Origin of the sequence: Methanocalculus alkaliphilus (assembly GCF_024170505.1) — an archaeon.
Classification (GTDB): domain Archaea; phylum Halobacteriota; class Methanomicrobia; order Methanomicrobiales; family Methanocorpusculaceae; genus Methanocalculus; species Methanocalculus alkaliphilus.
In genome coordinates, this window is sequence record NZ_JALJYG010000017.1 from 23,524 (window position 1) to 35,766 (window position 12,243).

At 55.6% G+C, this 12,243-nt stretch carries 15 protein-coding genes and 1 rRNA gene; 9 read left to right on the top strand and 7 right to left on the bottom strand.

Annotated features, from left to right (window positions below):
* Positions 1-43: 43 nt before the first annotated feature.
* The 3 genes from J2T58_RS09940 to J2T58_RS09950 are packed head-to-tail and all read left to right on the top strand — an operon-like array spanning position 44 to position 1,691.
* A complete protein-coding gene (locus J2T58_RS09940; RefSeq protein ID WP_253489498.1) occupies positions 44-403 on the top strand; it encodes a spore germination protein GerW family protein in 360 nt (119 codons plus the stop codon).
* Positions 404-967: a DUF2953 domain-containing protein gene (locus J2T58_RS09945; protein ID WP_253489501.1), complete on the top strand. Its 564-nt coding sequence runs from the start codon at positions 404-406 to the stop codon at positions 965-967. It abuts the gene before it with no gap.
* A gap of 43 nt (positions 968-1,010) precedes the next feature.
* A complete protein-coding gene (locus J2T58_RS09950) occupies positions 1,011-1,691 on the top strand; it encodes a hypothetical protein (RefSeq protein ID WP_253489503.1) in 681 nt (226 codons plus the stop codon).
* Here the strand turns inward: J2T58_RS09950 and truA are convergent.
* From truA to J2T58_RS09965, 3 genes are all read right to left on the bottom strand, one after another.
* A complete protein-coding gene (gene truA, locus J2T58_RS09955) occupies positions 1,623-2,504 on the bottom strand; it encodes a tRNA pseudouridine(38-40) synthase TruA (RefSeq protein ID WP_253489505.1) in 882 nt (293 codons plus the stop codon). The genes J2T58_RS09950 and truA overlap by 69 nt on opposite strands.
* Complete coding sequence (locus J2T58_RS09960) at positions 2,462-3,139, bottom strand: CehA/McbA family metallohydrolase (protein WP_253489506.1); 678 nt, start codon at positions 3,137-3,139, stop codon at positions 2,462-2,464. The genes truA and J2T58_RS09960 overlap by 43 nt, the downstream gene beginning before the upstream one ends.
* A gap of 122 nt (positions 3,140-3,261) precedes the next feature.
* Entirely contained in the window at positions 3,262-3,453 is a 192-nt protein-coding gene (locus tag J2T58_RS09965) for a hypothetical protein (RefSeq protein WP_253489508.1), read from the bottom strand.
* A 152-nt stretch (positions 3,454-3,605) separates the two neighbouring features.
* Here J2T58_RS09965 and J2T58_RS09970 point away from each other — a divergent pair, with 152 nt between their 5' ends.
* Positions 3,606-4,958, top strand: a complete 1,353-nt coding sequence (locus tag J2T58_RS09970; RefSeq protein ID WP_253489510.1) for an MATE family efflux transporter — start codon at positions 3,606-3,608, stop codon at positions 4,956-4,958.
* A gap of 39 nt (positions 4,959-4,997) precedes the next feature.
* Positions 4,998-5,714 (top strand): DNA alkylation repair protein, encoded by a 717-nt coding sequence (locus J2T58_RS09975; protein ID WP_253489512.1) that lies wholly within the window; start codon positions 4,998-5,000, stop codon positions 5,712-5,714.
* A 78-nt stretch (positions 5,715-5,792) separates the two neighbouring features.
* Here the strand turns inward: J2T58_RS09975 and J2T58_RS09980 are convergent, their stop codons facing one another.
* On the bottom strand, positions 5,793-6,047 hold the full coding sequence (locus tag J2T58_RS09980; protein WP_253489514.1) for a hypothetical protein: 255 nt from the start codon (positions 6,045-6,047) through the stop codon (positions 5,793-5,795).
* 116 nt (positions 6,048-6,163) lie between these two features.
* Between J2T58_RS09980 and J2T58_RS09985 the strand changes: the two genes are divergently transcribed.
* Positions 6,164-7,810 carry a cache domain-containing protein gene (locus tag J2T58_RS09985; protein WP_253489517.1) on the top strand — a complete coding sequence of 549 codons (1,647 nt, stop codon included), beginning with the start codon at positions 6,164-6,166 and terminating at the stop codon, positions 7,808-7,810.
* A gap of 12 nt (positions 7,811-7,822) precedes the next feature.
* Here the strand turns inward: J2T58_RS09985 and J2T58_RS09990 are convergent, their stop codons facing one another.
* On the bottom strand, positions 7,823-9,019 hold the full coding sequence (locus J2T58_RS09990) for a M24 family metallopeptidase (protein WP_253489520.1): 1,197 nt from the start codon (positions 9,017-9,019) through the stop codon (positions 7,823-7,825).
* Positions 9,020-9,093: 74 nt separating this feature from the next.
* Positions 9,094-9,657 (bottom strand): cysteine hydrolase family protein, encoded by a 564-nt coding sequence (locus J2T58_RS09995; RefSeq protein ID WP_253489523.1) that lies wholly within the window; start codon positions 9,655-9,657, stop codon positions 9,094-9,096.
* An 84-nt stretch (positions 9,658-9,741) separates the two neighbouring features.
* Between J2T58_RS09995 and J2T58_RS10000 the strand changes: the two genes are divergently transcribed.
* From J2T58_RS10000 to J2T58_RS10010, 3 genes are all read left to right on the top strand, one after another.
* Positions 9,742-10,374, top strand: coding sequence for a hypothetical protein (locus J2T58_RS10000; protein ID WP_253489526.1), 633 nt, complete (start codon positions 9,742-9,744; stop codon positions 10,372-10,374).
* Between the two features lie 37 nt (positions 10,375-10,411).
* Positions 10,412-11,434: a type II glyceraldehyde-3-phosphate dehydrogenase gene (locus tag J2T58_RS10005; RefSeq protein WP_253489529.1), complete on the top strand. Its 1,023-nt coding sequence runs from the start codon at positions 10,412-10,414 to the stop codon at positions 11,432-11,434.
* A gap of 100 nt (positions 11,435-11,534) precedes the next feature.
* A complete protein-coding gene (locus J2T58_RS10010) occupies positions 11,535-12,032 on the top strand; it encodes a metallophosphoesterase (RefSeq protein ID WP_253489532.1) in 498 nt (165 codons plus the stop codon).
* Positions 12,033-12,146: 114 nt separating this feature from the next.
* Here the strand turns inward: J2T58_RS10010 and rrf are convergent.
* Positions 12,147-12,243: ribosomal RNA gene (gene rrf / locus J2T58_RS10015) — 5S ribosomal RNA — on the bottom strand; the annotation flags it as partial.

A 12,243-nucleotide genomic window follows, 5' to 3' on the forward strand; every position in this document is an offset into this window, starting at 1 on the left:
TATACAGGAGAGTTTTATATCTGTTTCCGATCCACTCCATCGCATGACTGAAAAGAATGTCCTGGAGGGTGTACTTGACCATCTTCAGACGATGGTCTCATCAAACATCCTCCTTTCAGATCCGATCGAATCAGGGAACCGATCCATCTTTACCATCTCCTCGGTCGGGTTCGGCTTTGGCGGCGGTGAAGGGAGATCGAACGACGGTGGAGCGGGGGCAGCCGGGGCCGGCGCAGGTGTCACCCCGATTGCAGTGATGGTTATTCATAAGGATATTCCCGGTGCCGAGGGTGTCCAGATCTTCACACTCGGGAAGAAGGGAGAGGTTGCACAGGCGATCTCAACGGCTGCAGAATCCCTTCCATCCGTGATCGATGCGCTGCGGAGTCCAAAGAAAGAGTAAATGGATCTCCTCCTCCCAATCCTTATAATCGCATGCATCGGAGGGCTGATCCTCCCCTTCCTCCTCTCATTCTGCATCACCATCCGGGGATCACTCGACCCGGAGGGCTGGTCTGCGGGGGGATCCCTCGGCCCGGTCACCGTTCTTCTCCTTCCAGGGATGCTGATCGATCTCTCCCTCTTCGGACGGAGCGTTCATACATTTTCGTTCCCTGAGATGGTGAAGGAGGAGAAGAAGGAGGTTGAAGAGGCTCCCCCCGGGGAGGGCGGAGGCCTTCACATCCCGGCAATTCCATCGATTCCGCACCTGCCGATCAGCATCGACTCGGTGGATATCAGCGGACGGCTGGGGACAGGAGATGCCGGAGAGACCGGCAGGCTGTATGGCTGGATCCAGGGTCTCAGAGGGGCACTATCATGGACGAGGGTTCATATATCCGTCATTCCCGACTTTGCCCGGCCCGACTGGTCGATCAGGATCAGCACCCGGCTCCGTATCAGATCGGTCTTCCATCTCATCCTCTCAATCGCTCCAATCGCGTTTGTTATGGCGAAAGAGCAGTAGAGATTATATAATATGATTGCGTCTTTTCAATACGTGATAGTGTATGACAGATGATGAGAAGAGGGAACAGGAGGGAGTCAGACAAGACCCCCTGCAGGCCTATAAGGAAGAGACTCCTGATGATGTGGCTCATGAGGAGGTGACTCAGGGGGAGAAGACTCATGAGGTTGAGACTCATGAGATAGAGACCCCGCCGCCTCAGACCGTTCATGAGAAGGAGACGATCCATGAGGTCAGGTATGTGGAGCCGCCTGAGACGAAGAACGGGAATCTGAAGATCATTGGTGTCATCATTCTGATCCTCCTCCTCCTGATTGTCGCAGCCTTTGCCACATTGAACGTGAGCATCTATGCACCTGTCTCAGGAGCGACATACCCCTATACAACCACCTATGACGTCTGGTTCCCACTTGGAAAGACGGTTGAGGTTGCAGGGATGGACATGGTCGCCCTCTCAACGGCCGATGAGATGCTCATCTCTGTCGATGGCGTAACCGAAAAGATCGAAGTTGGAGAGAATAAATTGATCTCAGAGAAGAGGGCGGTCGTCAAGACCCTCGGCCAGACGATATTTGATACCAACTTCCAGATATATCTCAATTACCGGGGAGTCTCGGATCCGAGGACTGCCAACTTCTTCCTCTCTGTGAGAACTTCAGAACAGGTGCCCGAGCCGGTTATTAAACTCCTCATTCCGAGAGAGATCCAGGCGGTCCCCGCCTAACCAATCTATTATTTTTCGTCCCACCAGATGGGAGCGTTCCTCTTCTCCAAGCCAGATCGCCGCCTTCGATGATCGGGCCATAGGATGGTAGGCCAGGCCGCAACTGACATCCCAGAGGATGAGGGGATCGGCCGGTGCAGCCGGGATCCGATCTCCCGGCTCTCTGAGTATCTCTGCAACCCGATCCGGGGTGATCAGGCCTGAACCGGCAGCCAAAAGCAGAGTTGCCATGCCCCGGACCATATTCCAGAGGAAACTCTCCCCCACAACCTCAAAGATGATCAGCCCCTCTTCAATCCATATTTCTGTCGTGATGATCCGCCGCCTGGGATCACGCCCATCCACCACACGGGCGATCCGTGAGAAGTCATGCAGGCCGATGAAGTGTCTGGCCGCGGCCTCCATCATCTCCGGATCCAGACCCGCCAGGGGAAAGAGGTATCGGTATGTCCTGCTCTCTGCGGCATAGCGTGGGTTAAAGCCGGGAGGAACATACGCCCATCCGGTGGACCAGCAGTCGGGAGGGAGCAGCTGGTTGAGGATCGCGATGGCACGATCAGGATATGATGTCGAGAATGCGATCACCTGACCGTATGCAGAGACCCCGGCATCGGTCCGTCCCGCTGAGACGAATGCGGCAGATCGGAAGTCAGAGAAGAGTCCAAGCCGGATGCATGCATCGATGATAACACCCTCAACGGTCCGGGCATCCGGCTGCTGCTGGGATCCGGAGAACCGCCTCCCTGCATAGGCGATCCGAAACGCGATCCTTACAGTTTGAGATTCGGTATCCGCCGTTTCAACCGCCCCCATGTACTCCGGAGGGACTGGCGGGTATAGGTCCGGAGGGGTGTCATTCTGCAGGATGCGATCGTCTTCCCCTCACGAATGGCTGTCAGGATCGCATCAATCGACGGCTCGGCATCGATGATCGTTGTACCATAGCCGACATACCGCCAGTGATGGGCATCGCTCCCCCCGATACAGGGCTTCCCGTATCTCCGGGCCATCATCGCCGCCTTCCGGTTGGCTGCACCGACGATGTACCGGGAGTTGAACGCCTCAACTGCATCGACGAGGAGAATGGCCTCTTTCAGTTTCAGGCCGACGCCATGGCGCCACATATGAAACGGATGGGGAAGGATGGTCACCCCACCCATTGAATGTGCGATCGCGATCGTCTCTCTGACGCCGAGTCCGGAGGGGATCGCCTCTGTCACCCCGAGGACGAGGAGATGGCCCTGCTTCGTCGATACCTCGATACCGGGGATGACGATGATCGAGGTTGGAACCGTCATTGCAACCAGAGCACCGGCGACGGTATCATGATCTGTGATCGCGATGACATCAAGACCGGTCTCTTCCGCTCTCCTGATGACCTCTTCGACACTGCTCTCGCCGTCGCGTGAGTGATTGGTATGAATATGGAGATCACACCTGAGCGTCATTGGTATGATGTATTCTCCCGGAGAGCTGAATAAACCATAGGATAGGGGGGGATGGCCGATGGAAGGTATCTCCCGATAAATGCTGTAGCTCGGTACCCCCGGATGCGGGCCGTTTGAAAGACCTACACCTGTCGTCTTCGTGGAGATGTGGCAGACGGGATCTGTATCAGAATATCCCCAAGGATATAACATCCGACTGCAACAAGAAGAAGGACCGGGATCGGGAGGTTCAGAATATAGCCGATCAATACGACTATGAGCGAGATTGCCAGAATCGTCATGAAGCGAAAGCCCTCTTTGGGCTGTCTATCCATAGATCTCCTACACAGGCAGGTATTATAAAGGTTGCTATAGCCGGGTGATCAGCGGGCATGTCACCAATGGTTTACATCTTCAGAGCACAGAATACTCCACAACATAATTATTTTTCTCAGCCGATGATACTATGCAGACCACCGATTCAAGGATGCACAGAGGGGTATCCATCCTCACCGGAGATCCGAAGCAGGCGATCATCAGGCTCTCAGTCCCGGTCATCATCGCAATGCTCCTTCAGTCGGTCTATAACCTCGTTGATGCAATCTGGGTTGCCGGACTTGGCGATGGCGCCCTCGCCGCAGTCGGGTTTGTCACTCCGCTCTTCCTCATCCTGGTCGGGCTCGGCACAGGGCTTGGAGCCGGAGTCAGCTCAGCGATATCGCGGCGGATCGGGGCCGGAGATCGAAGAGGGGCGGACTATGCCGCTGTGCAGGGTATCGGGATCATCCTCCTCATATCAGCTATCATTACTCCGATCCTCGTCCTCTTTGCAGAACCGCTTGCCGTTGCAATCGGCGCGGGAGACGCAGCAGAGCTGACCGCGACCTATGCTCGTATCGTCTTTCTGGGGACGCCCTTCCTCCTCTTCTGCTCGGTCGCCTATGCGATCTTCAATGCCGAGGGATCGACGAGGAAGACGATGTACGCGATGGGTGCATCGGCGGTCCTCAACTGTATCCTCGATCCAATCCTGATCTATCCGATGGGCTTTGGCATCGCTGGAGCGGCAATGGCGACGGTCATCTCGATCCTCGCTGTGACAGTGGTCATCTGCTACTGGCTCTTTGTTGAGAGGTCCACCTATGTGACGCTGCGGCGATCTGATCTCCGGCCGGAGAAGAAGACGACTGCGGATATCATGACAGTCGGGATTCCTGCAAGCCTCCAGTTTGTGATGATGTCCGCCGTGGCACTCCTCATCAACGCCCTCCTTCTCCGGACGACAGGGACATCCGGGGTTGCTGTCTATACCGCGGGCTGGCGGGTCGTCCTCTTCTCGATCATCCCGCTCATCGGGATCAGTACCGCCCTCATCTCCATCTCCGGTGCGGCATATGGGGCACGTGACCACCAGAGGCTGAAGAGCATCCATCGGATCGCTCTTCAGTACGGGCTTCTCATCTCCCTTATCCTGACAGCAGCAACCTGGATCCTCGCACCTGCCCTTGCAGCCATCTTCACCTACTCTCCGGAGAGCGCCCATATGGCACCAGGGATCACGGCCTTCCTCAGAACCATCTGCTGGTTCTTCCCGTTTGTACCGGCAGGTATCTTCTCATCAGCCGTCTTCCAGGGGACCGGGAAGGGGCTCTCCGCATTGATCCTTGAATTCTGCAGAAATATCCTCTTCATCACGGTCTTCATCCAGGTGCTGGGGATCACACTTGGGTTTGGCGAGACCGGGATCTGGTGGGGAGTCGTTGCCGGGAACTGCTGTGGCGGGTTGCTTGGGTTCCTCTGGACACGCCGCTATATCGCAGGATTGATCCGGCATGGATAATACCGCAGACCCCTCTACCAGAGAGAGAGGGAATGGACCATGGACAGAGTCATCGGGGAAATACGGGCCATTCTGCAGGACGGGGGAGATCCGGAGCTTGCGGAGAGGGGAAAAAGGTTCTTCAAGGAAAAGGTGACCTCTTACGGCTTCAGGACGGCTGAGGTGACCAGAATTGCAAAGGAGTTCTGGAAAAGGATAGCAGCGAGGGAGAAGGAGGAGATATTTAGCCTCTCCGAAGAGCTCTTCAGCTCAGGGTATCTCGAAGAGGCATTCATCGCCTGTACGTGGCTTCCGATGCTGAAAGGCCGGTTTGAGCCTGCCGACATGGATATCTTCGAGGACTGGATCGGGAGATATATCAAAAACTGGGCAACCTGTGATACCTTCTGCAACCATACGGTGGGAGACCTCCTGATGCAGTTCCCTGACTGTACAGAGTATCTTCTTGGCTGGACCGGGTCAGGGAACCGGTGGTTCAGACGGGCGGCGGCGGTCTCCCTCATCGTTCCGGCAAGGAAGGGTGATTTTCTCCCCGAGGTCTTTGCAATTGCAGATCGCCTCCTCACCGATGAGGATGATCTCGTCAGGAAGGGGTATGGATGGCTTCTGAAGGAGGCAAGCCGGGTCCACCGCGACGAGGTTTTTGCCTACGTCCAGGAGAAGAAGCCGATGATGCCGAAGACGGCCCTTCGGTATGCGATTGAGCTGATGCCGGCTGATATGCGGGCAGAAGCGATGAAGAAGGATTGGACGTAGGGAGACTTTTTCAATAGTACACATAAAAAAAGTGGGATGAAGCTGTTCCATCAGGGAAGACGGAGCGAGGAGGCCGGATCAGAACCTGTCAAAAACAGTATCAGGCACTCTCCCCTTCACCTTCTTCCGGGGAGGGATGTCAGAGATATCTGCTGCATCCATCTCACGAAAGCGGGATGACCACTTCTTCTGCACCCTCTCGTCACGAAGAATCTTTCTCGTATGCCTATCGGGGTTCTTGACAGCCAGATATTCGGATATATCATCAAGGCCGCCGAGATACTCCTCCTGATAGAGGATATCCCGTGAATTTCGCGTATTCTTTCGCGGCATCTATCTCACGTATCGATAAATCGTTGTCTCATGAAAATCATAAATATTTCTCTCACGGCATGGAGGAGGGGGGAGGGATCCGGATTCCTTTTTATCTTTGGTGCCGTTATCTTCGTATGAGATGGTGGAATGCCGTAATTGTAGCCCTTCTCCTCATCACACTCCCGAGTGCAGGGTGTGTCGGAGAAGAGAAGCTGAATGATGAGATGGAAGAGCTTGTAGCCGGATCCATCAGCCTGATCGAGAGGGAGCTCATCGCCATAACGGAGATCACAGATCAAAATGCCGATCTCCTCTCGGAGAAGGGGCTCGATTCCCCTGATGCCCTTACGATCATGGGCGATCGCCTCCGGACGATCCCCTATGCACATTCATCACTCGTCATCGGGGCAGACGGAGTCGTCATCAGCGCCGTTCCCGAAGAGTATGCCGGGATCGTGGGAATGGATCTCTCCTTCCAGCCTGCCGTCCGGCGAGCCAATAGCGAACAGGTGCCGATCGTCTCGGATCTCTTCTGGCTCGTCGAAGGATTCTACGGTATCTCCCAGAGCAGCCCGATCTTCGATGCCGATGGGGAGTACCTTGGGTATACCGATATCACGTATGAACCGGAGATCCTGATCCGCCGGGTCATCACCCCCCTCCTTTGGGAGAGGCCGTATGATCTCTGGGTCACCGATACCAATGGAACGATCCTCTATGATACCACCGCCGAGGAGATCGGGAGGAATCTCTTCATCGATCCGGCATATCAGACCGGAAACCTCCAGGAAGTCTTTATGGAGATCGTCTCGTCAGCGAGCGGGAGCACTGAGTATACCTTCTGGGACCGGCACTGGGGTCAGGAGGTCAGAAAAGAGGCTGTCTGGGGGACGGCCGGAGTCTATGGTGCCGAGTGGAGGGTGGTCACTACCCGGAGCATCGGGCAGGAGCGACCGGATGCAACCCTCGATCTCCGTCCGGTTCCAGGAGCTGATGAGATCGATGCGATGAGGGCATTTGTGGATGATGCAGCAGCCTATGCCCGGCTGCATGGGAGAGAAGAGGCAGCTGCCGCCTTCAATGATCCGGAGGGACCATTCGTTGATGGTGAGTTGTATATCTTTGCCTATGCGATGGATGGAACAACAGTCGCACTCCCCTTCCAGCAGGGGCTCATCGGTGAGAACCGGATGGCTGTCACCGACCGGCACGGGGTCCGGTTTATTATGGATCTCATCGGGATGGCAGAGAGAGGAGGAGGTAGCCTCTACTACATCTATCCAAATCCCCAAAATGAGTTCCGGGATGAACTGAAGATCTCATATGTGACTCCCGTCGATGAGACCTGGTTTGTCGGATCCGGCATCTATCTCCCGGGAAGAGCGGCAGCCTTCAGCCAGGATGAGATCGATGCCCTCACCAGCCGTGTCCATGACGCACGGGATGGTGCGATGAAGCTTGGAAGAGAAGAGGCTCTTGCCGCATTCAATGATCAGGAGAGGGAGTTTGCAGCAGGAGAGGCGTATATCTTCGCCTACGGAATGGACGGCACCACACTCGCCCTCCCCTTCCAGCCAGAGGTGATAGGATCAGACCGGAGCAGTTTCAGGGATCGGTTCGGTGTTCCTGTGCTCCTCTGGGAGATAGATGTTGCAGCGAGGGGGGGCGGATTCGTCTATGTCACCTACCACAGCCCGGTGACGGGTGAAGAGGGGCTGAAGCTCTGCTATGTCACACCCGTCGATGATGCATGGTTTGTTGGATCAGGAATATACGCATAATAATCGGTGGGATCAAAATCCCACCTCGATCAATCCGTCCGACGATCCGGTGATCGACTCTCCGCCACCAGGCCGTACAAGGTACGTATTTTCTGTTCCGACCATTCCAACCCCGGTTACACCGATCTTCGGCTCAATGGCAATCGCCATCCCGGAGGTGAGCGGCTCATCGAACCCTTCTGCAATGACCGGGTACTCATCCACCTGGAGTCCGACACCATGGCCGAGGAACGGGGCACGCCGCGTTCCGTATCCCATGAAGTTTCCGGCATATTCCGGCGGTATTGAGTCGATGATATGCCGGTAGATGGCAGACGGGATCGCACCGGGGGAGAGGAGGGAGGCCATCTCCATCTCAAGCGAGCGGCAGAAATGATGGGATCTGATCGCCTCATCCGGGAGCGGGGCGCCAAACTGGTAGACGACGGTTTTGTCGGTATGGTATCCCTCATATCCACACCCGACATCAAGGAAGACGAGATCACCCTTCTCTAAAAGCCGGTCCCGGGAACCCAGGAGCGGAACGGCAGGGGAGAGACCGACCGAGCTTCCGGGACCGTTGAAGTAGCTCGGAGCAATCGAGTGCGTACCGAATGCGATCTGGCCAAGGACGATCTCGGTCTCAAACATCCCGAATCTGACGATCCCCTGATGCCCCTCCTCGATGAGGATGGTATGAAGTTCACACCCCAGCGCAGCCTCACTCATTCCGGCCCTCAGAATCTCCGGGACACGATCCTCAAGGACACGGGCATGGATGGCACCGGCCCGTCTCATGAGATCGATCTCGTAGGGGCTCTTCTCTGCCCGGACCGCCGCAATTACCCGGTCAAGAGAGAGGAACTGCTGTACCGGGAAGTACTTCCCAAACCGATCCAGAAGGGCGACCACAACGATCTCCGTCTCGATATGGCAGGTCGATGGGAACGATCCCATCCCCTCTGCCGCATCACGGTAACTCCGCATCGGGCGGATATCAGGGAAGGTTGATTCGCTTCGTGCCCTCTCATAGCTCCTCCTGACCCAGTAGACGGGATCACCATCCCTGGGGATGAAGAGCATCCCGTCCTGCATCGTCCCGGAGAAATAGTACTGGTTGATCTTTCCGGTGATGGCAGCCATCTCCCATCCGGGATCTCTTCTATCCATCCGTTCCCTGAACCGGGAGATTCTGGCCTGAAGTTCAGAGGCGGGTACCTTCACAGACATGCAGAAGAGATCTCTTGCCAAGACTACTTGATACCCTCTGCATGGGAGAGACCATTCGTAAAAGAGGGGTATGATCAGATCATCGCGCTGCATTCCCCGGTCGCGAGAATACGGACACCGATTGCCGCCATATCCCTGATATTTGCCTCATGGATCTCCCCGGTCGCCGCCGCAGTCGCATCGGAGACGAGATACGTCTCATACCCAAACGCCATTGCATCAAAGACCGTCGTCCTGATACAGTTCGGCGTCTGAATCCCGAGAACGACGATCCGCCCGATACCAAGCGATCTGAGGAGGAGATCGAGATCGGTCCCGAAGAACCCGCTCATCCGTGTCTTGGAGAGGATATATTCGTCGGGAAGGGGTGCCAGCGGATCGATCACCGCCGCCCCTCTCGTCCCCGCGACTGCAAACGGTGTTTTGGCAAAGAGATCCCGCCTGAAATGCTCGACATCAGCACCATCCGTCCGGTGGACCCGGAGAAGATGAATCACCGGGAGGTTCCTCTCCCGAAACCTCGTGAGAATCGTCGAGATAGGTTCGATGATCCCGTCTGCACCGGCAACCCGGAGTGGAGCACCCGGACCGACGAAGTCGTTCTGCATATCGATGATGAGAAGGGCAGTATTCTTCATACCAGTCTGATCAGGGGCGATCCGGAGATATCAGTTTCGGCATATTCATTAGCCCCTGAGGAGAAGTAGCAGAAGCGGAGTTCAATGATGATGGAAAGTGATGACGATGGGCGAAAGGAGATTCAGGGGGAGATCGCCACAACCCTCCATGGATCATCGATCATCGACTTCTCCTATGAGTATGACTTCACCCAGACTCGTGGCGTCCGGCTCTGGTTTTCAATGATCCGGCTCAGGACACCTGCAGGGCTTCCGATCACCCTGAATGGGGAGGGGATCTGTATCGAGGATCAGGATCCGCTTGGTGAAAAGGGAATCAATCTCTCGATTCGTGGAAATGCATACAGCCCCGGACCGGAGGTTCCAATCGCACAGATCGAGGAGGTGATCCGGCGTGATCTTCTCACCCTCTTTGACGGTGCAGGGATCACCGCAGTTGATGGACTTGGATTTGGGGATGACCCCGTCTATGAGAGAGACGGGGCATCCTTCCACCCCCTGAAGGCGGAGACGATCACGTTTTGGAACCATGATGGGTTTTCGTTCCTCTTTCGGCCGGAGGGGTTCTGCCAGAGTAATCCGACCCACCGGACGAAGGTATGGATCGCTCTCGATGCTTTTTTAATGGTCGATTACGAGGGGGCATGTGCATGCGTCTCAGATGCATTCTTCTCTGAGTTCCAGGAGGGAGGGATCCCCCGGCAGGAAGAGAGATAGAGGGGTTTTATTATCACTCGCCCAATAATGGTTGATTATGATCAGAGTTGCCATTAACGGGTATGGAACCATCGGGAAGCGTGTCGCCGATGCGGTCACCTGCCAGCCGGATATGGAGATCGTCGGCGTCTCCAAGACGAAACCGTCCGCAGAAGCATATGTCGCAGCCTCACGCGGGTTTCCCCTCTATATCGCCGATATAACAAAGAAGGATGCCTTTGAGAAGGCAGGTATTGCGGTTGCAGGATCGGTCGGGGAGATGCTTGCCAGGTGTGATATCGTCATTGATGCAACCCCCGGCGGTATGGGAGCAAAGAACAGGGCACTGTATGAGAAGGCCGGTGTCAAGGCCATCTTTCAGGGTGGAGAGGATCACGAAGTGGCAGGGGTCTCATTCTCATCATCCTGCAACTATAGCGAAGCACTCGGCAAAGATGCGGTCCGGGTCGTCTCCTGCAACACCACAGGGCTCTGCCGGATCATCAGACTTGTCGATGACGAGTACGGGGTGAAGAAGGTGCGGGCGACGATGATCCGGCGTGGGGGCGATCCCGGAGATATCAAACGTGGCCCGATCGACGCAATCGTCCTCAATCCGGTGACGATCCCCTCCCACCATGGCCCGGACGTCAGATCGGTCCTCCCGGGGATCAATATCGTCACAACCGCCGTCATCGTCCCGACGACGATGATGCATATGCACGTCGTCCAGATGGATCTCAAAAAGCCGGGAGATCGAAACCGGATCATCGAACTGATCGCAGCAGATCCACGAATCGGGCTTGTCAGGCCCGCAACCGGGATCACCTCGACCGCTGAGCTGAAGGAGTTTATGAACGATCTCGGGAGACCGCGATCGGATCTCTGGGAGAACGGGGTCTTTGAAGGATCGATATCCGTTGATGGCGATGATCTCTGTCTCTTCCAGGCGATACACCAGGAGGCGGATGTCGTCGTTGAGACGATCGACTGTATCAGGGCGATGATGGGCACCATCACCGATCCACGGGAGTCGATAGCCCTGACGAACTACTCACTCGGCTTCACCCCCATCGGATAGGCAGAGACTGTCCGCTCATCCCTTTTTCATAAGAGCCCTGAGAGAAGAGCCCTCCTGAAGAGATATCGATATCTCGTCCCGGAAACAGACGTATCAGTAGATGAAGATCGGAATCATCTCAGATACGCATGACACACTATCGGCTGTCCATGAAGCGATACGCCTCTTCTCCTCTCTGGAAATCGATCATCTCCTTCATGCCGGGGATATCACCTCTCCTGAAACACTCCTGCTCTTCTCAGCACTCCCCTGCCCGGTGACGGCCGTCTTTGGAAACTGTGACAGGGATCGCTCCTCCCTCGGAGAGGCCGCCCAAAGTGCCGGAAATATCAGTATTCCAGGACGTATCGCGGATCTCACGATTCATGATCAGAGGATCGGTATGATGCATGGGGATGACCCGCTCGCGCTGATAGCCGCTGCTGAATCAGGGTGTTTTGATATCATCATCACCGGCCATACCCATCGGCCATCAGTCAGGAGATCCGGTGATACGCTCTTCATCAATCCCGGAGAGGCCTCCGGAGAACGGTATGGCGAGGCGACCGTGGCACTCTTTGATACTGAGAAGAATGATGTTGAGATTATTATCCTCTGATCGGAAAAAGGAGATTTCACGTGGAAAGAGCACTGCATCCGCTCTTGTATGATAATTATTAGAATAAACGACAATGCATCTGCTGTTGTGTGTAGTTTTAATAAGAAGAAGTGGTATTGGCAGCGTTGAACAGTTCCCGAGGACTCTCGTACCTCAGTACAGTGTTCGACGCAGGTGGGCTTAACTGCCGGGTTCGGAATGAGTCCGGGTG

Excerpts from the sequence above, each read along its gene's own strand:
- J2T58_RS09940 (WP_253489498.1), top strand. The coding sequence starts at position 44 with ATGACTGAAAAGAATGTCCTGGAGGGTGTACTTGACCATCTTCAGACG.
- J2T58_RS09945 (WP_253489501.1), top strand. The coding sequence starts at position 404 with ATGGATCTCCTCCTCCCAATCCTTATAATCGCATGCATCGGAGGGCTG.
- J2T58_RS09950 (WP_253489503.1), top strand. The coding sequence starts at position 1,011 with ATGACAGATGATGAGAAGAGGGAACAGGAGGGAGTCAGACAAGACCCC.
- truA (WP_253489505.1), bottom strand. The coding sequence starts at position 2,504 with ATGGGGGCGGTTGAAACGGCGGATACCGAATCTCAAACTGTAAGGATC.
- J2T58_RS09960 (WP_253489506.1), bottom strand. The coding sequence starts at position 3,139 with ATGACGCTCAGGTGTGATCTCCATATTCATACCAATCACTCACGCGAC.
- J2T58_RS09965 (WP_253489508.1), bottom strand. The coding sequence starts at position 3,453 with ATGGATAGACAGCCCAAAGAGGGCTTTCGCTTCATGACGATTCTGGCA.
- J2T58_RS09970 (WP_253489510.1), top strand. The coding sequence starts at position 3,606 with ATGCACAGAGGGGTATCCATCCTCACCGGAGATCCGAAGCAGGCGATC.
- J2T58_RS09975 (WP_253489512.1), top strand. The coding sequence starts at position 4,998 with ATGGACAGAGTCATCGGGGAAATACGGGCCATTCTGCAGGACGGGGGA.
- J2T58_RS09980 (WP_253489514.1), bottom strand. The coding sequence starts at position 6,047 with ATGCCGCGAAAGAATACGCGAAATTCACGGGATATCCTCTATCAGGAG.
- J2T58_RS09985 (WP_253489517.1), top strand. The coding sequence starts at position 6,164 with ATGAGATGGTGGAATGCCGTAATTGTAGCCCTTCTCCTCATCACACTC.
- J2T58_RS09990 (WP_253489520.1), bottom strand. The coding sequence starts at position 9,019 with ATGTCTGTGAAGGTACCCGCCTCTGAACTTCAGGCCAGAATCTCCCGG.
- J2T58_RS09995 (WP_253489523.1), bottom strand. The coding sequence starts at position 9,657 with ATGAAGAATACTGCCCTTCTCATCATCGATATGCAGAACGACTTCGTC.
- J2T58_RS10000 (WP_253489526.1), top strand. The coding sequence starts at position 9,742 with ATGATGATGGAAAGTGATGACGATGGGCGAAAGGAGATTCAGGGGGAG.
- J2T58_RS10005 (WP_253489529.1), top strand. The coding sequence starts at position 10,412 with ATGATCAGAGTTGCCATTAACGGGTATGGAACCATCGGGAAGCGTGTC.
- J2T58_RS10010 (WP_253489532.1), top strand. The coding sequence starts at position 11,535 with ATGAAGATCGGAATCATCTCAGATACGCATGACACACTATCGGCTGTC.